This is a genomic window from Gordonia sp. KTR9 (genome assembly GCF_000143885.2).
Lineage (GTDB): Bacteria > Actinomycetota > Actinomycetes > Mycobacteriales > Mycobacteriaceae > Gordonia.
Window position 1 is genome coordinate 5393961 of record NC_018581.1, and the last position, 17426, is coordinate 5411386.

Consider the following 17426-nt stretch of genomic DNA (forward strand, 5'->3'; position numbering starts at 1 on the left):
CGATCAGGCGGCCGGGCCCAGCCAGGTCCGCGCGGCGACGACCTGCGCGCGCACCCCGATCGACAGCGTCGGATCGATGACCGGCGCGTAGTGCGGCGAATGGTTGGACGGAACCTTCAACAGGGCCGGATCCGTCATGTCACCGGTCGTGAAGAGAGTCGGGTCCGCTCCGCCGAGCAGCCAGTACGAGAGCGGCGCTCCGCAGCTCGTCGCGAGGATCCCCACGTCTTCGCTCCCCGCGCCCGCGCCTGGATCGAGAATGTTGTTCTCCCCCAACCAGTCCGCGAACGCACCGAGTGTCGTGGAAAGCGCAGCGGCGTCGTTCGTCACCACCGGGAAGCGTTCGATCTCGGTGATGGTCGGTTCTTCCGGTGCACCCGATGCTGCAGCCTCACCGCGCACGATGCGCTCGACACTGTCGAGGATCCTACTGCGCACGCTCTCTTCGTAACTGCGGATGTTCAGCTGTATTTCCGCCTCTCCCGGAATGACATTCGCGGCATCCCCGGCGTGGATGGATCCCACGGTCAGCACGGCCGTCGCCGTGCTCGGGATCTCCCGCGAGATCACGGTCTGCAATCGCAGCACCGTCGAGGCCGCCAACACGATGGGGTCGACGGAGGCCTCCGGCATCGAGCCGTGCGCACCTCGACCCACCAGACGTATCCGCAGAGAATCCGAGCCGGCGTACGATGCGCCCGCGTGACCGGCGATCTTCCCGGCCGGCAGTGGTGACACGTGTTGACCGAGAACGACATCCGGCTTCGGAAACCTGTCCCACAGGCCGTCGTCGACCATCGCCTGGGCTCCGGCACCCAACTCTTCGGCAGGTTGGAACACGACGATCAAGGTGCCCGACCACGCGGATATCTCACCCGCCAGGACAGCAGCCGCACCGAGAAGGCAGGTGGTGTGCAGATCGTGACCGCAGGCGTGCGCGACCGGAACCGACTCACCGTCGCCGTCGATGGCGGTGGCGGTGCTGGCGTAGTCGAGACCGGTGTCCTCTCGCACGGGTAGCGCATCCATGTCCGCCCGGGACACCACGGTGGGCCCGTCCCCGTTTCGGAGGACACCGACGACACCTGTCTTGCCCACCCCGGTGGTGACCTCGAATCCCGATGCGCGGAGGTGATCCACGACGATCGAAGCGGTCCGACCTTCTCGAAAACCCAACTCCGGATTACGGTGCAGGTCCTTGTACAGGTCGATCAGTGACGGATCGATCGTGATGTTGTCGGGTGCGGTCATGCCACACCACCTCCGATGGATGGGTGCTCGGTCAGGGCGCCTGGTTCGGCCCTCGTCCTTCCCCATCGTCACACTCGGACATCCGAGATGTGTCCGGTTTGCGCATTAGAGTTCGCCAACCGCGAACCACTACCTCAAATCCGCGGAGGTCTTGCCCAGCACACGTCGGGCGATGATCAGCTGCTGGATCTGCTGCGTCCCTTCGAAGATGTCCAGGATCTTCGAGTCGCGAGCCCATTTCTCCACCAGCGACGTCTCCGAATAGCCCGCGGTGGCTCCGATCTCGACGGTCTTGTTGGTGATGTCGGTGACCGTACGGCCGGCCTTCGCCTTCGACATCGACGCCTCGGTCGAGTTCGGCTGCTTGTTGTCGGCCATCCACGCTGCCCGCACCGTGTGCAACCACGATGCCTCCCAGTCGGATTCGAGTCGGATGAACTCGGCGACGGTGGCGTGCTGCGACGAGGCGGGGCGGTCGTAATCGATCTCGTGGCCCGCCTCCTCCAGCATTCGACGCAGCTCCTCCAGAGATGCGCGGCCGAGTCCGATGGCCATCGCGGCGACGACCGGGCGGGTGTTGTCGAAGGTCTGCATGACCCCGCCGAAGGCCTTCTTGGTGTCGATCTCCGGCGAACCCAACAGATTCTCGGCCGGAACCCGAGCATTCTCGAACCGGACCACCGCAGTATCGGAAGCCTTGATGCCGAGCTTGTGCTCGAGGCGGGCCACGGTGACACCGTCGGTGGTCATCGGCACGACGAAGCTCTTGATGGCCGCGCGGCCGACGCTCTTGTCGATGGTCGCCCACACGACGACGTGGTCGGCGCGCGAGCCCGCGGTCACGAAGATCTTCTCGCCGTTCAGGACGTACTCGTCGCCGTCGAGGGTCGCGGTCGTGGAGACCGCCGCCGAATCCGAGCCGAAGCTCGGCTCGGTGATGGCCATCGCCGCCCACACATCGCCGAAGCGTTCGAGCTGCTCGGGGTTGGCCACCGCCGCGATCGCCGCGTTGCCGAGACCCTGACCCGGGATGGAGAGCAGCAGACCGACATCGCCCCAGCTCATCTCCAGCGCCGAGAGCAGAGCGCGCATGTTGGCGCCGTTCGCGGACGGCGCGTCGGACGACGTCCTCTCGCTGTCCTCCGACTTCTCTGAGGATCGGCCCTGCTTGGCGAGCTTCGCCAGTTCATCGAGCTCCACCGGGTACTCGTGCTCGGCCTGGTCGTACTTGCGCGAGATCGGCCGGAACAGGTGCTCGGCAGCCATGTGGGTGCGCTCGACCGTCGAATCGAACTTCTTCGGGAGCTCCAGGTTGATCGCCATGACAGTACCTTACTGCCCGGTAAGTTCGTTGCCAAGTCCCGGTTCGTGACCGAAGCCGAATAGCCTGGACCGGTGGCGTACGACGAGGACCTGGCCTACCGCATCCGCGCTCTACTGGCGACGGAGTGCGGCCTCGACGAGAAGGCCATGTTCGGCGGGCTGGCGTTCCTGATCAACGGCAACATGGCCGTCGCGGCCAGCCGCAGAGGCGGCATCCTGGTCCGCGTCGCGCCGGAGGAAACGGCCGGTTTTCTCGAGTATCCGCACACCCGACCGATGGTGATGTCCGGCCGGGAGACCCGAGGGTGGCTTCGCGTCGACGACGCGGGCATCGCCACCGATCGTCAACTCTCCCGCTGGATCGCCATCGGTTCCGATTACGCGCGCAAACTGCCGAAGAAGTAGATAGCGACCGGCCTCCGCTCCCTGACGAGCGAGCTTGCGAGCCCAACCCGCTCCCTAACCCGAAAGAACCACATACCCCCTGGTCCCTGAGGTGCGAGGAGCGCAAGCGACGAGCCACGAAGGGCCTGGTGAGTTCCCTTGCGACACCCTTCGTGGCTCGCTTCGCTCGCACCTCAGGGAGCATGGAATTCGGACGCTCACGAGTGCTCTTTCGCAGTCCACGACGGCCGCCAGGCCTCAGGGAGCGGGGGCGCTGTCAGGGGACGATGTTCACCATCCGGCCGGGGACCACGATGACCTTGCGGGGTTCGGCGCCGTCGAGGATCGCGACGATCTTCTCGTCGGCGAGCGCGGCGGCGCGCATCGTGTCCTCGTCGGCGTCGGCCGCGACGGTGATCCGGCTGCGGACCTTGCCCTTGACCTGGACCGGGATCTCGACGGTGTCCTCGACCAGCCACGCCTCGTCGGCCACCGGGAACGAGGCCCGCACCACGAGAGTGTCACGACCCAGCCGGTGCCACAGCTCCTCGGCGATGTGCGGCGCCAGGGGAGCGAGCATGATCACCAGAGGTTCGACGGCGTCCCGCGGCGCGCCCGACTTCTCGAAGTTCTTGGTGAGATGGTTGGTCAGCACCGTCAGCTTGGCGACCGCCGTGTTGTTGCGCAGCGCGTCGTAGTCCTCGCGGACGCCCGCGATCGTCTTGTGCAGCAACCGTTTCGTGTCGTCGTCGAGTTCGGTGTCGGCGACGCGCAGGGCGCCGGACTCCTCGTCGACGACGAGCCGCCAGATCCGCTGCAGGAATCGCTGCGAGCCCACCACGTCCTTGGTGGCCCACGGCCGTGACTGGTCGAGCGGACCCATGAACATCTCGTAGACGCGCAGGGTGTCGGCACCGTAATCACGGCAGATGTCGTCGGGCGCCACCGAGTTCTTCAGCGACTTGCCCATCTTGCCGTACTCCTGGCGGACCTTCTCACCGTTGTAGAAGAACTCGCCGTTCTCCTCGGTGACCTCCTCGGCCGGGACGTAGATGCCGCGCGAATCGGTGTAGGCGTACGCCTGAATCATGCCCTGGTTGAACAGCTTTCGATACGGCTCGCGACTGGTGACGTAGCCGAGGTCGAACAGGACCTTGTGCCAGAACCGCGAATACAGCAGATGCAGCACCGCATGTTCGACGCCACCGATGTAGAGGTCGAGGCCACCGGGGTCGTTCGCGCCGTGCAGCGCCGGGCGAGGACCCATCCAGTACGCCTCGTTCTCCTTGGCGCACAGGGTTTCCGAGTTGGTGGGATCGATGTAGCGCAGCTGGTACCACGAACTGCCCGCCCACTGGGGCATGACGTTGGCGTCCCGGGTGTAGGTCTGCACACCGTCACCCAGATCGAGTTCGACCGTCATCCACTCCGTGGCCTTGGCCAGCGGAGGCGACGGTTCGCTGTCCGCGTCGTCGGGGTCGAACGACACCGGCGCATAGTCGTCGACCTCGGGAAGCTCCACCGGCAGCATCGATTCGGGCAGCGCATGCGGCTGGCCGGCGGCGTCGTAGACGATCGGGAAGGGTTCGCCCCAGTAGCGCTGGCGCGCGAACAGCCAGTCGCGCAGCTTGTACTGGATCCTCCCGGTGCCCACACCGTCGGCCTCGAGGCGCTCGACGATCGCCGCCTTCGCATCCTCGACGTTGCGACCGTCCAGGAACCCGGAGTTCACCAGGGGACCGTCGCCCACGTAGGCCTCGGCGGCGATGTCGGTGTCCGAGCCGATCACCTCGCGGATCGGCAGTCCGAACACGGTGGCGAACTCGTGGTCACGGGCGTCGTGCGCCGGGACCGCCATGATCGCGCCGGTGCCGTATCCCATGAGGACGTAGTCGGCGACGAAGACCGGAACCTGCTCGCCGTTCACAGGATTGACCGCGAAGCTGCCGGTGAAGACGCCCGTCTTCTCCTTGTTCTCCTGGCGCTCGAGGTCGGACTTCGCGGCGATCGACGCGCGGTACTCCGCAACGGCAGCAGCGGGATCCGCGCCGCCGCGGGTCCAGCGGTCATCGGTGCCGGACGGCCATTGGCCCGCGGTCAGCTCGTCGACGAGCGGATGCTCGGGCGCGAGGACCATGTACGTGGCGCCGAAGAGCGTGTCGGGACGGGTCGTGAAGACCTCGATGCCGCCGACGCCGGGCACGTCGAAGCGCACCTGGGCGCCGCGCGAGCGGCCGATCCAGTTGCGCTGCATGGTCTTGACCTTGTCCGGCCAGTCCAGCAGATCGAGATCGTCGAGCAACCGGTCGGAGTACGCGGTGATCCGCATCATCCACTGCCGCAGGTGTTTCCGGAAGACCGGGAAGTTGCCGCGGTCGCTGCGGCCGTCGGCGGTGACCTCCTCGTTGGCCAGCACGGTTCCCAGTCCCGGGCACCAGTTGACCAGCGAATCGCTCAGGTAGACCAGGCGATGGTCGTCGAGGATCTCGGTGCGCTCGGCGGGGGAGAGGTCGGCCCAGTCGCGCCCCTCGTACTTGACACCCAATGCTCTTGCACCCGAAGCGAATTCGTCGACGAGCTCGGAGATGCGTCGGGCCTTGCCCTGGTCGGCGTCGTACCAGGCGTTGTAGATCTGCAGGAAGATCCACTGGGTCCAGCGGTAGAAGTCGACGTCGGTGGTGGCCACCCGACGACGCTCGTCGTGGCCCAACCCGAGGCGTCGGATCTGGCCCAGGTAGCGCTCGATGTTCTGCTCGGTGGTGGTGCGCGGGTGGGTGCCCGTTTGCACGGCGTACTGCTCGGCGGGCAGACCGAAAGAGTCGAAGCCCATCGTGTGCAGCACGTTCTTGCCGGTCATCCGCTGGTAGCGGGCGAAGACGTCGCTCGCGATGAAGCCGAGCGGGTGGCCGACGTGCAGGCCCGCCCCGGACGGGTAGGGGAACATGTCCTGCACGAAGAGCTTCTCGGCAGCGTCGGCGTCGCCGCCGCCGAAGGCGGACAGGTCACCGGCGAGCGGCCCGACGGGGTTCGGCGCCTCGTAGGCGCGCTCGTCGGACCAGGTCTGCTGCCAGCGCTGCTCGATCTCGCCGGCGACCGACGCCGTGTATCGGTGTGCGGTCGTGCCGGCGGTGTCGCCGCTCGTCTTCTCGGCTGAAGTCACGCGACCAGGGTAAATCCTGTCGGTCGCAGCTCCCCAATCCGGTCGCCTCGGCCGCCGCCGGCAACGGCCGCCGTACGCCGATTCGGCGGGTACGACGCACGGTCGTATGCTGTGGGTCGTGAATGCCGTGTCCGTCGCCGTTGCCGTACTGCTCTTCGTGCTGGCCGGACTCTGGGCGGTGGTAGGAATCCGCGGACTGCGCGGCACCCTCCCGCGCAATCGCTGGATCGGCGTCCGCTCCGCGGAGACCATGCGATCCGACGAGGCGTTCCGCATCGCCAACCGCATCGCCGGCCCGGGCACCCTCGGCGCCGGTCTGATCCTCGCACTGGGCGGCATCGCGACCCTCGCCGTCCCGGGCGGATGGGCATTGGCCTTCGGACTCGTCGCGCTGGTCGCCGCGCTCGTGGTGATCGGGCTGGTCAGCGGCATCGGCGTACGCGCCGCCGCAGCCGTACCCGTCGACGACGGCGGCTGCTCCTGCTGTTCGGGCGACGAAGCCCACAGCCACGCCGCCGACGAGGACCCCTCCGGCCCGGCGGCCGATTGCGGCACCAGCAGCTGCGGCGCCTGCTCGCTGCGCGGCGTCTGCGCGGGCGACTCCACCCCGGCCTGAGCCGGCCGGCGTCGTCTCACACCTCTGACCTCGGGGCACATCCATGCGTACGCTCAAGAATCTCCTCGATCGCTCTCCGATCGACGGCTTCATCCTGGCCATCATCATCGCCGTCGTCGTCGCCGCTTTCCTGCCGGTCCGCGGCGCGGCCGCGGAGGCACTGGACTGGGTGGTGATCGTCGCGATCGCCGCGCTGTTCTTCCTGTACGGCACGCGGCTACATCCACGCGAGGCCCTCGAAGGTCTCCGGCACTGGCGGTTGCACGTCACGATCCTGGCGTTCACGTTCATCGTGTTCCCGATCGTGGGACTCGCGCTGAAGCCGATCGTCGAGCCGCTGATCGGCGAGGAGCTCTACGCCGGATTGCTGTTCCTGTGTCTGGTGCCCTCGACCGTGCAGTCCTCGATCGCCTTCACCTCGATGGCCAGAGGCAACATCGCCGGGGCGATCGTCAGCGCATCCACGTCGAACATCCTCGGCGTCTTCTTGACCCCGCTGCTCGTGGTCGCGCTGATGCAGAACGCCGGTGACATCAGCATCGACGCGACGTCAGTCCTGAAGATCGTCGCGCAGATCCTGGTGCCGTTCCTGCTCGGGCAGCTCGCCCGCAAATGGGTCGGCCCGTTCTTCACCCGACACGCGAAGATCACCAAGCTGGCCGACCGCGGCGCCATCGTGCTCGTGGTCTACGTCGCGTTCAGCGAGGGGGTCGTCCAGGGCATCTGGTCGACGGTCGGCGTGGGTCAGGTGATCGCGGTCACGGTCATCTCGCTGCTGCTCGTCCTGGTGATGCTCGCGGTGACGGGCTGGGTTCCGAAGCGTCTCGGCTTCGACCGCGCCGACACGATCGCCATCCAGTTCTGTGGCACCAAGAAGAGCCTGGCCACCGGCCTGCCGATGGCGACCGTCCTCTTCGCCGGCACCACCGTCGGCCTCATCGTGCTGCCGCTGATGATCTTCCACCAGATCCAGCTCATGATCTGCTCGTGGCTGGCTACCCGGTACGGGCGCGAGGCCGACGACGCCGAGGCGGCCGGCGCGCCGGTCTGATCACCGTCTTCGGCGCGGTGTTCGGCGTCGTTGTGGCGATGTTCGTAATCGGAGGACTGTTCTTCGCCAGCTGCAGCAGCAGTGAGTCGGAGGAGGGAAACCCCGACACGCCAAGCTGGTGGTGCGAAGACGCTCGCGACAACGGTTGAGATTCCCCACCTGGGTGCTGAGAGGCTCGGAATCTCGACGAGTCGTTCGACGACCCGCTGCGCGCGTCGCACCAGCACAGGCAGAACGTACTGGGCGAGGCGCCGGCCCCTCACCGGCATCGAGGAGTAGAGGGCCCGCGCATCGTCGCAGGCATTGCACTGAACCGTACCGGGCCTGGTGGAGACCCTTTTTCTCGCCAGGCAAAAGCCGGTATGGGGTGCAGGCACGTGGTCAATACGGTGACGTTTAGACCGGACGACGCCCGGGCATCGCGATGGAATGCGCAGCAGCCCGCGGGTAACCAATCGTCAAGACACTGAGACCTCACTCGCCCTGCCGGGAGTGGTCCTCGGTGTCGGTCTCGGCGGTTTCGTCGACGGCATCCTGCTCCACCAGATACTGCAGTGGCATCACATGCTGACGAGCACCGACACCGACCGTATCGGGATCGACCACTACCCCGCCGACACCGTCCACGGCCTGGAGATCAACACACTCTGGGACGGGCTGTTCCATACCTTCACCTGGCTCGCCGTGCTGATCGGTTTGGCGCTGCTGTATTCACGCGTCACGCACGCACGGCAGCGGTTGTGGACGTCACGATCACTATGGGGTTGGGTCCTTGTCGGATGGGGGCTGTTCAACCTGGTCGAGGGCATCATCGACCACCACATCCTCGGAATTCACCACGTCCGAAGCGGTGACCACCAAACCCTCTGGGACATCGGCTTTCTGATACTCGGAGTTGCTCTCGTGCTCATCGGGTGGGCGCTACAACGAACCGCTGAGCCGTACGATGATGCGCCGCCGCGGGCCGACCAGCGCATCTCGACGCCGTGACCGTCGCTCACCAATCGCATGCGGGCACCGCTTCCGCCGGTGTCCTGGTGGCGATGACCGCACTCGTGTTCGTCGGAGTGATCTATGTTGTCGCCGCTCAGCGATGCCGCCGACAGCCACGCGGGTGGAAACACTGGCACACGGCGAGTTTCATCGTCGGGCTGATCATTCTGGGTCTCGCACTTCGGCCGAGCACGTCCGATGCATTCCCCGATCACATGCTGGGCCACCTCCTGCTGGGCATGTACGCGCCTCTGGCCCTCGCGCTGGGCGCGCCGATGACTCTGATCTTGAGGACTGCGCCGGTCTCGGTCACCAAACCGCTTGTGCACCTGCTACGCTCACGTCCCGCTCAAATCGCCACACATCCCGCAGTGCTCCTCACATCGACCATCGGCGGCCTCGCCGCGCTGTACTTCACCCCGCTGTTCGCTCTCACCGAACGCCACGAAGCCCTCCACATGGTGATGCACGTCCACTTCTTCGTGTCCGGCTATCTGTTCGCGTGGATGATCGCCGGCCCGGATCCGGGACCCGAACGTCCGTCGGTGCATACGCGACTTGCGGTCCTCGGACTCGCCATCCTCGGACACGCCGTCATCGCCCAGTTGCTGTACGCCGGATTGTTCGTCAGGGTCGGCGCACCACTCGACGAGCTACGCGCCGGCGGAACGCTCATGTACTACTGGGGCGACATCGCCGAGATCCTGTTGGCATTGGCACTTCTGCTCACCTGGCGACCCGACCACCGCGGAAAGGCGACCGGACAACGACGCCGGCGTGACCGAGAGGCTGTAGCAATCAGGCCCTCTCGCTCCGAGATCGGTCTGTCGACTTCTAGCCGCAGCGACCTCCTCGATGGCACGGGCCAGTACACCGCACACCGCGTATCCCCCGATCTGGGACTTTGACCAAGGCTGATCGCGAGAGGTTCGGCCGTCAGTGTTCCGTCGCCGCCGATCGTGAAGACCGATGGAACCGTCACCGGCGCCGCGCCTGAAGCCACGTACCAGAGCGAAACACGTCCCACCTCAGGCGCTCGCGCGCCTACTGGACTCTGACGTGGGCGGTCATGGCTGTCGTAGGCACAGCGGTGACAACGTACTCGGCCAGGCGTGAAGTACGAACACCGTTCGGTCGAGCGTCTTGGCGATACAGCACGGTACAAAGGCCGTTACAACAGCGTTTGCGGAACGGTGTCACCGAGGACGCGGCGGTGTCGGTCTCGCGATGAGCGGGGCCACTAGACTCAAGGCGTGACCGGAGCCGACGACTCGACACGTGACCGCGACGGTCTTACGGATCCCGGTCCGACCGACGACGATGCGACATCCGCCGCGGACGGCCCGGACGAACCCTCCGCAGCGAACGACAGGACCGGTGGGTCGACCCGTCGTCGGGGCGACCGGCTTCCCGTCAGACGCGACGATCCCGACCGTCCCGGACCCGGGCGCCGGATGGCCGACCTGCTGGCCCGCACCGACTCCAGCGCCGGGGTCGTCAAGGCGGCTCGCGCCGCACGAGATCTGATCCCGCACAACGAGAACCCGATCACCGGGCCGCGTGCATCCGACCGCGTGGCACGCCTCATCAGCGAGTCCCGGCCCGAGAAACCCAGTGCCATACGAGAGCTCGGCCTCGCATCGGTCCAGGTGTGGCAGGCGTTGGTGACCACACGACGTCGTCGATCCGATCGCACCCCAGTCCCCGCCACCATCTTGTTCACCGATCTCGTCGGATTCTCGACGTGGGCCCTGCATGCCGGAGACGACCAGGTCCTCCGACTCCTGCGCGACGTCAACGACGTCACCGAGAACATCGTGCGCAGCCGCGGCGGACGCATCGTCAAACATCTCGGCGACGGGACGATGGCCGTGTTCGTCGACGGTGTCGAGGCGATCGAGGCCGGTCACGAGGTGATCGTCGCCGTGAGTGCCCTGACGTTCGGGGACTACCGGCCACAGCTGCGAGCCGGTCTCCACACCGGCGAACCGCGGGCGGTCGGTGACGATTTCCTCGGTGTCGATGTGAACGTCGCCGCTCGGGTCGCGGCAGCCGCAGGAGCCGGTGAGCTGTTGGCCAGCGGAGCGACCGTCGAGGCCGCCGGCGCCGATCGGTATGCCACTCGTCGCCGGCGATTCCGCGCCAAGGGGGTACCGCGCGACATCGAGGTGTTCGCCGTCGTGCCCCGCTACTCCGACTGATCGATCCCCGACCTCATGAAGGTCCGACATCAAATCCTCAGGTCGCGACCAACAACCTTACGTCAGACAGCGCTGAGAACCGTTCTCCCCCAGCCTCATTGAGGTGCCAATAATACCTATGTATGAGGGACTATGTGTAGGGAACCTTCGACTGGCAACCACCGGCGGACTCGGTCGCGAGATGGCTGAACGCACCAGCGAGCTGACATGCGGGTACTCAGGGAGCTTGCGAGGCGGCGGCGGTTTTCGCTGATCGGTCGCCGGACCCTTCGTGACGCGCCCTCCGCAAGCTCCGGGCGCTCCTCAGGGAGCAGAGGGGTGACCCTCCGCAAGCTCCGGGCGCTCCTCAGGGAGCTAAGGGGCGGTCGCTTGCGCTCCGCGCACGTCAGGGTCAGACGGCTCCAATCAATTGACGGGCCGGCCCACCGGAGTCGACAGCGGCAGGTTCACGAAGCTCGGCCGGTTCGGGTCGAGCTGGATGTGCTGAGGCCGTAGGCCCGACTCGTTCAGCAGCGGACGCAGCGGCAGTCCTCGCGGGAAGTTCATCGCGAACACGTCGACCCGCAGACGGTGCCCCGGCTTGATGAGAGCCTCCGTCGGCAGCAGACCGATGTCGACACTGACTGGACGGCCCGGCACGACAGGCTGGCGCGACGCCAGCGTCAGCTCGTAGAACGGGTCGATCACGTCGCCGTTGGGCGCGAACTGCGATGCCGCCTCGTCGTACCCGCGCAGCGACGCCATGACCTGACCGGAGGTGAGCACCTTCGACGTCCCGTCGGGGGCGACATCGTTCAGGGTGGCGGTCCAGTAGCCGTCGGTGGCGTCGAGGACGGTGTTCAACCGCACGTTGGCGTACCCGGACACGCTGCGCGTCATGGTCAGCGGGGGAGTGGTGAACGACAAAGCGGCGCGCTCGGAGATGCGTGCGTCGTCGGCGCAGAAGGGGAAGATCGCTAGTGCACCGGCCAGCTGCTGTGCGGCGTCGCGTGAACACATCGGTGCCAGGCCGGGCGCGATGGTCATCCGGGCCCGCGATGGGGAGGGCGCGGGCGTCAGGCTGCCGTCACGCACCGCATGCGCCGCGGTACCGCTGCGCCGGTCACCGAGATAGAGCCGCTGACGTTCCATACCGGCACGCGGGAACTGCTGGGCGGTGATCCACGAGTCGCCGACCTGCTTGAGGTTGACGGGCCCGTAGGAGTCGACCCCGTTGTCGATTCCTTTGAGCCACTTGTCGAACCACGCCTTCTGCAAGACGTCGAGCCGCGGCGGGGTGTTGGCTCGACCCTGCTGGCCGCCGCCGATCGTGAGGTGATAGCCGTCGCCCATGATCAGTTGCTTCTTGCCGGGCGGCAGCGGGATGTTGTTGTACATCCGGACTTCGCTGTTGGTGAAGAGGTCGAACCAGCCGCCGTAGATGAGCGTCGGGGTGGTGATGCGATCGGCGTGGTCGAGCCAGGACGACCGCGGTTCGGAATCGGTGTCCAGCAACGCCTTCAGATTCGGTGGCACCGACGGGATGTCGGGGGTCAGGAGAGCGGCGAACAGCTGCGGGTAGAAGGTGAAGGGGTCGGAGATCCGGTCCGCCAGCCACTTCCAGTCGAACGTGCCGTTCAGCATCGACGCGACGTTCGGGATCATCTTGGTGGTGTTGACCAGCGTCAGCCACAGCGGCAGGAAGCCGACGCCGAGTGCGCCGCCCGGGGCTACGATGTCGCGGATGAGGTCGCCGCCCGGCTCGACCGGGAAGATCGCCTTGAGTGCCGCCGGGTTCTTGTTGGCGGCCTGGATCTGGTTGATCGCCGAGTACGACACCCCCGACATGCCGACCTTGCCGTTGGACCAGCGCTGCTTCGACGCCCAGTCGATCACCTCGATGGTGTCGCGCTGTTCCCGCGACTGGAACACATCCCAGACCCCCTGCGAGAAGCCGGTGCCCCGCACGTCCACAACGACCTGCGTGTACCCGCTGCGCACGAGGTCGAAGTCGACGAGGAAGGTCTTCGCGCCGCCGTCGCGGATCGTGTGCGCGATGTCGTTGATGCCGTCGATCGGCGTTCCGGACAGGTTGATCGACCGCGCGATCTGCAGGAGGTAGGGCTCGAGGACCGGGTTCTGCAGCACCGCTGATCCGACAGTGGTGATCAGCTTGGTGTACGGCGTCATGTTGACGATGACCGGCGTCCTCGTCGACGTGGGGCGCTCGCGGACGTCGGCCGGGCGGTACACGTTGGCCCGGAGCACCGTGCCGTCGCTCATCCGGATCGGCACGTCCCAGGTGACGTTGACGCCGGCGTACGGTTGCGGGCCGTCATGGCTCGCCGCCCATCGCGCCGCATCGGCACCGCCGCTCGGTCCGGCCGGCGCGGCGCCGGCCACCGCGACCAGCGCGACCACCGCGAGGACCACCCCGACCAGAACCCGAGCACTCTTCGACCCGCTCATGCACACCCCCGCATGTCATGCGCTGGAGAAACAAACGGTTCATCCAGCGAGCTTGTGACCAAGCCGACAACAACCTAACACCTCGTTCGTGACCTGGATCACGGGGTGTCTCAGGGAATGCTCAGCATCACCGACGCGGCCGTGCGGGGCTCAGTTCAGGCTGAGATCGATCGGGTGGGTCGCGAGGAGGGGTTTGGGCCAGGCCTGCCTGCGCAGGACGTCGAACCACACGTCCGACGCCGGCGGCGCGAGCAGATCGCGGGGGAGTGCCGACGCGATCATCCAGCTGAACTGGTCGAGTTCGTCGTCGAGCTGCCCGATTCCCCAGCCGCTGTACCCCGCGAAGATCCGGACGCCCTCCAGGACGTCGGCAAGAGGTTCGGGGTCGGCGTCGAGGTCCACGAGTACGACCCGGCCGTCCACCGGGCGCAGAGCAGGCACGTCGTCGATGTCGGTGCCGGGTTTGACCACACCCAGGCACAGCGCGGCCTCTTGGTTCACGGGTCCGCCGACGTAGAGGGCGCGCGGCGACGCCGCGATGTCGGTCCATTGCGGCAGCAGATTGTGCACGGCGGTCTGGCTCATCCGGTTGAGGATGACGCCCAGGCTGCCCGACTCGTTGTGCTCGATGACGTAGATGACAGTCCGCGCGAAAGTGGGCTCGACGAGGTCGGTCGACGCGATCAGCGCGGTACCTGGACGCACCCGCGGCGTGGGGTCGGCGTCCCAGGGGACTCCGGGCATACGTGCACCACCACCGCTGCCCGCCGAGTGCTCTCCGGGGCGGAATTCCGGTGTGGGATCGTCTGCGTCTTCACCTCCGGCCACCCGACCATCATCGCACGTCCGTGCCCGACGAGGTCCATCGTCGGCTCGGTACCCTGGATCAGTGAGCAACGCCCAGGTGACCCGCGACCCACGCGGGTGGTCGGTGTTCATCCGTTCCCTCCGATCCTCACCGGGATTGGGCCGATTGTTGTCGGTCCGTCTGTCGAGTCAGATCACCGACGGCATCTTCCAGGCCGCGCTGGTCGGCAGCATTCTCTTCAACCCCGAGCGTCACGCCGACCCACTCGCGGTGGCCGGCGGTCTGGCGGTTCTCCTGCTGCCGTATTCGCTGATCGGCCCGTTCGCGGGGGCGTTGCTCGACCACTGGGATCGACGCAACGTGCTGCTGTACGCGAACCTGCTGCGCGGGCTGATCATCGGGCTCGTCGCACTGGCGGTCGCTTCCGGCGCACCCGACGTCGTGGTGCTGATCTCCGCGCTCGCCGCGACGGGCGCGAGCCGGTTCGTGGCCGCCGGTCTGTCCGCCGGGTTGCCGCACGTCGCGCGGCGCGAGGTGCTCGTGGCAACCAACGCGCTGTTCACGACACTGGGCGGCGCGATGCTCACCGTCGGGCTCGGCGTCACACTGGGGCTGCGCGCGATCTTCGGCGACGACAACGTCGGCAGTGCACTCACCATGCTCGCCGGGATCGTGCTGGCCGTCGTCTCCGGCGGGCTGGCACACGGGTTCCGTCCGCTGCAGCTCGGACCCGACGAGCCCGACGATCCGGGCCGATCGGCGCTGCACGCGGTCTCCGTCGGGCTGTGGCACGGCGCTCGAGCCGTCCGGCACCACAAGACCGTGGCCGCCGCACTGTCGGCGATCGGAGCCCATCGGCTCGTGTTCGGGATGAACACACTCATGATCCTGGTTCTGACGCGCCAGATGGGTCCCGGCGACGGTGTCGACCGGGTCAGCGTGGTCATCGGGTTCACCGGCGCCGGGGCGCTTCTCGCCGCCGTCATCACGCCGATCGCGGTGGCACGGGTGGGTCGGTACGTAACGCTCCTCGTCGCGTTGGGCGTCGGGGCGGTCGCGGAGCTGTCGGTGCTGAGCTTCGAGTTCGCGGTGATCTGCGGTTCGGCGTTCGTGCTCGGGCTCATCGGCCAGGTCGCGAAGCTGTGTGGTGACGTGGCCATGCAGGTCGACGTCGGCGACGCGGTGCGCGGCCAGGTCTTCTCGGTCCAGGACGCGGTGTTCAACATCGCCTACGTGGGCGCGGTGACCGTCGCGGCCCTCGCGATCCCCGACGACGGCCAGGCGGTCGGGCTGGTGGTGCTCGGGGTGGTGTTGTACCTGGTCGGGATGCTCGTGGTGCGCCTCCTCCATCCGCGCGGGCACTGGTCCGCCGATCCCACGACGGTGCGGACGACCGTCACCGACCCCGCCGCGTGAACCGCGGATCCCGTCGGTCGTAGGCAGCGTCGGCGACCCCGTCTCCGTTCACATCCACCAGCACCACATCGTGACCGCCGTCGGAGTCGGCATCCACGTACAGGCGTTCGCCGACGATCCGGCCGCCCCGATCGGCTCCCACGATCTCCGCATCGGGGTCACCATCGTCGTCGAGGTCGACCCGGGTGACGTGCGCCGCCGGCGACTCCGTGGTCCGCTCGGGCGCGTCGTGTCGCGGTACCGGCTCGCCGAGTTCGGACCGGTCGACAAACCGGTCCCAGAGACCGGCCCCGGAGTCGCGGTAGAAGGCCTCGGGTCCGACATCGTCGTCGACGTCGAGCGCGGCGACATCGGCGACACCGTCCGCGTCGGTGTCCCACATCGCGTCGTCACGACGTCCGTCGCCGTCGAAGTCGAGCGCGACGGCATTCTCGGTGCCCCCGCCCGGTGTCTCCCCGAGGATGAGGTCGGCCGGCGAGGACCAGCGCGTCATCGAACCGTCGCCGGGCCCGAAGAAGTACTCGATCACCGGCTCCATGGGTTCTTGGACGCAGCGGGACCCTGTCCGGTTCCCCCGGGACGGAACACACCCCGGACAGCGCGTCACCCACACCACCCGCGTGGTGACCCAGCACACGACCACCCGGTAGGTTGTGGCCCATGTATGTCAGCGATCTCGGCGAGCAGTGGCACGCGGCCCGGCTCGAACCAGCCCTGGCACATCTCGACTCTGCTTCGGCGGGCCGCTCGTCGTATGCGCTGATCGGCGCGATGACCGCGCACCTGTGGCGGGAGACCGAACGCGGCTCCTATGTCGCCGCTGACGACCGCGCCGACGAGATCGCGCGCGACACAAGGAATCTCGCTGCTCTGATCGGCCACACCGGCGACGAAATCGTCTTCCGCGAGAGCGCCCGTGCCGCGCTGCGTGCCCTTCTCACCCATTGGAGCCTCCCCGTCACCTCGACGGTGTGGGTGGCCAAGAACGAATTCGGGCCCAACCTCGAGGAGTTCGAGCGCCGCGGCTACGCGGTACGGACGATGCCCGACGGCGACGTCTACGGTCACGTCGACACCGACGCACTCGAGAACATGCTGCAATTCGATCAGCCGGACTTCATCCACGTCTGCCACATCGGCTCGATGTCCGGTGTGGTGCAGCCGGTCACGCGGATCGTCGAACTCGCACACCGGGCCGGCGTGCCCGTCGTGGTGGACATGGCGCAGTCGGTGGGTCACGTCCCCACCGTCACCGGCGCCGACGTGGTCTACGGCACCAGCCGTAAATGGCTCACCGGCCCGCGTGGCGTCGGGTTCGTCGCGGTACGCCGAGACTCGTTGCGGCCGGTCCACATCGACGGTTCCGATGCGTTCATCGCCGGACGACTCGGACTCGGTGTCGCCGTGCGCGAGCTGCTCGAGATCGGTCAGCAGCGCGTCTTCCGCGAACTCGCGAAGATCGGTCAGGCCACCCGCGAACGGCTCCACGGCATCGCGAGCTGGGAGGTGCTCGAACCACTCGACGAGCCGTCCGCGATCGTCACCCTCGCGCCGCCGCCCGGGTGGCAGTTCGACGACATCGCCGCCGCCCGCGACAAGTTGCTCTCACTCGGCGTCCTGGTCACCGCCGCCGACACCTGGCGCGCGCCGCTCGCGACCGAGCACCCGGTCCTCCGGATCAGCCCGCATCTCGACGTGCGCAGAGCCGACCTCGACCGCGTAGCCGACACCTTGCGCACGATGGGTTACTGACACACCCGGGAACGCCTCGACAC

Annotated in this window: 14 protein-coding genes; 8 read left to right on the top strand and 6 right to left on the bottom strand. The window is 67.2% G+C overall.

What is annotated here, in order from left to right; translation table 11 throughout:
* Positions 1-3: 3 nt before the first annotated feature.
* Both KTR9_RS24885 and KTR9_RS24890 read right to left on the bottom strand, forming a co-directional pair.
* The gene (locus KTR9_RS24885) at positions 4-1251 is read right to left on the bottom strand and encodes an amidohydrolase (protein WP_014928699.1); all 1248 of its coding nucleotides are present in this window, start codon (positions 1249-1251) and stop codon (positions 4-6) included.
* Positions 1252-1380: 129 nt separating this feature from the next.
* Positions 1381-2574, bottom strand: a complete 1194-nt coding sequence (locus KTR9_RS24890; protein WP_014928700.1) for an acyl-CoA dehydrogenase family protein — start codon at positions 2572-2574, stop codon at positions 1381-1383.
* A gap of 72 nt (positions 2575-2646) precedes the next feature.
* On the opposite strand from KTR9_RS24890, the gene KTR9_RS24895 reads away from it, so the two are divergent.
* On the top strand, positions 2647-2979 hold the full coding sequence (locus tag KTR9_RS24895) for a TfoX/Sxy family protein (protein WP_010843832.1): 333 nt from the start codon (positions 2647-2649) through the stop codon (positions 2977-2979).
* A gap of 256 nt (positions 2980-3235) precedes the next feature.
* Here the strand turns inward: KTR9_RS24895 and leuS are convergent, their stop codons facing one another.
* The gene (leuS, locus tag KTR9_RS24900) at positions 3236-6118 is read right to left on the bottom strand and encodes a leucine--tRNA ligase (RefSeq protein ID WP_014928701.1); all 2883 of its coding nucleotides are present in this window, start codon (positions 6116-6118) and stop codon (positions 3236-3238) included.
* A 106-nt stretch (positions 6119-6224) separates the two neighbouring features.
* Here leuS and KTR9_RS24905 point away from each other — a divergent pair, with 106 nt between their 5' ends.
* The 5 genes from KTR9_RS24905 (at position 6225) to KTR9_RS24925 (ending at position 10979) form a co-directional block, all read left to right on the top strand.
* Positions 6225-6734, top strand: a complete 510-nt coding sequence (locus tag KTR9_RS24905) for an SdpI family protein (protein ID WP_010843095.1) — start codon at positions 6225-6227, stop codon at positions 6732-6734.
* A 43-nt stretch (positions 6735-6777) separates the two neighbouring features.
* Positions 6778-7785, top strand: a complete 1008-nt coding sequence (locus KTR9_RS24910; RefSeq protein WP_014928702.1) for a bile acid:sodium symporter family protein — start codon at positions 6778-6780, stop codon at positions 7783-7785.
* A gap of 429 nt (positions 7786-8214) precedes the next feature.
* Positions 8215-8775, top strand: coding sequence for a DUF2243 domain-containing protein (locus tag KTR9_RS24915; RefSeq protein ID WP_014928703.1), 561 nt, complete (start codon positions 8215-8217; stop codon positions 8773-8775).
* A gap of 53 nt (positions 8776-8828) precedes the next feature.
* Positions 8829-9686 carry a cytochrome c oxidase assembly protein gene (locus tag KTR9_RS24920; RefSeq protein WP_238553999.1) on the top strand — a complete coding sequence of 286 codons (858 nt, stop codon included), beginning with the start codon at positions 8829-8831 and terminating at the stop codon, positions 9684-9686.
* Positions 9687-10031: 345 nt separating this feature from the next.
* Positions 10032-10979, top strand: a complete 948-nt coding sequence (locus KTR9_RS24925) for an adenylate/guanylate cyclase domain-containing protein (protein WP_014928705.1) — start codon at positions 10032-10034, stop codon at positions 10977-10979.
* 405 nt (positions 10980-11384) lie between these two features.
* Here KTR9_RS24925 and KTR9_RS24930 read toward each other — a convergent pair whose 3' ends face one another.
* Entirely contained in the window at positions 11385-13427 is a 2043-nt protein-coding gene (locus KTR9_RS24930) for a CocE/NonD family hydrolase (protein ID WP_014928706.1), read from the bottom strand.
* Between the two features lie 150 nt (positions 13428-13577).
* Entirely contained in the window at positions 13578-14171 is a 594-nt protein-coding gene (locus tag KTR9_RS24935; RefSeq protein ID WP_010843086.1) for a YqgE/AlgH family protein, read from the bottom strand.
* 145 nt (positions 14172-14316) lie between these two features.
* Between KTR9_RS24935 and KTR9_RS24940 the strand changes: the two genes are divergently transcribed.
* On the top strand, positions 14317-15651 hold the full coding sequence (locus tag KTR9_RS24940) for an MFS transporter (protein ID WP_014928707.1): 1335 nt from the start codon (positions 14317-14319) through the stop codon (positions 15649-15651).
* Here the strand turns inward: KTR9_RS24940 and KTR9_RS24945 are convergent.
* Entirely contained in the window at positions 15632-16189 is a 558-nt protein-coding gene (locus KTR9_RS24945) for a hypothetical protein (RefSeq protein WP_014928708.1), read from the bottom strand. The genes KTR9_RS24940 and KTR9_RS24945 overlap by 20 nt on opposite strands.
* Positions 16190-16311: 122 nt before the next feature.
* On the opposite strand from KTR9_RS24945, the gene KTR9_RS24950 reads away from it, so the two are divergent.
* Entirely contained in the window at positions 16312-17403 is a 1092-nt protein-coding gene (locus KTR9_RS24950) for an aminotransferase class V-fold PLP-dependent enzyme (protein WP_014928709.1), read from the top strand.
* Positions 17404-17426: the final 23 nt, after the last annotated feature.

Bases quoted from the DNA above. Each gene is read 5' to 3' on its own strand.
- KTR9_RS24910 (WP_014928702.1), top strand. From the start codon at position 6,778: ATGCGTACGCTCAAGAATCTCCTCGATCGCTCTCCGATCGACGGCTTC.
- KTR9_RS24930 (WP_014928706.1), bottom strand. From the start codon at position 13,427: ATGAGCGGGTCGAAGAGTGCTCGGGTTCTGGTCGGGGTGGTCCTCGCG.
- KTR9_RS24945 (WP_014928708.1), bottom strand. From the start codon at position 16,189: ATGGAGCCGGTGATCGAGTACTTCTTCGGGCCCGGCGACGGTTCGATG.
- KTR9_RS24905 (WP_010843095.1), top strand. From the start codon at position 6,225: ATGCTGTGGGTCGTGAATGCCGTGTCCGTCGCCGTTGCCGTACTGCTC.
- KTR9_RS24890 (WP_014928700.1), bottom strand. From the start codon at position 2,574: ATGGCGATCAACCTGGAGCTCCCGAAGAAGTTCGATTCGACGGTCGAG.
- KTR9_RS24935 (WP_010843086.1), bottom strand. From the start codon at position 14,171: ATGCCCGGAGTCCCCTGGGACGCCGACCCCACGCCGCGGGTGCGTCCA.
- KTR9_RS24920 (WP_238553999.1), top strand. From the start codon at position 8,829: ATGACCGCACTCGTGTTCGTCGGAGTGATCTATGTTGTCGCCGCTCAG.
- KTR9_RS24885 (WP_014928699.1), bottom strand. From the start codon at position 1,251: ATGACCGCACCCGACAACATCACGATCGATCCGTCACTGATCGACCTG.
- KTR9_RS24915 (WP_014928703.1), top strand. From the start codon at position 8,215: ATGCGCAGCAGCCCGCGGGTAACCAATCGTCAAGACACTGAGACCTCA.
- KTR9_RS24950 (WP_014928709.1), top strand. From the start codon at position 16,312: ATGTATGTCAGCGATCTCGGCGAGCAGTGGCACGCGGCCCGGCTCGAA.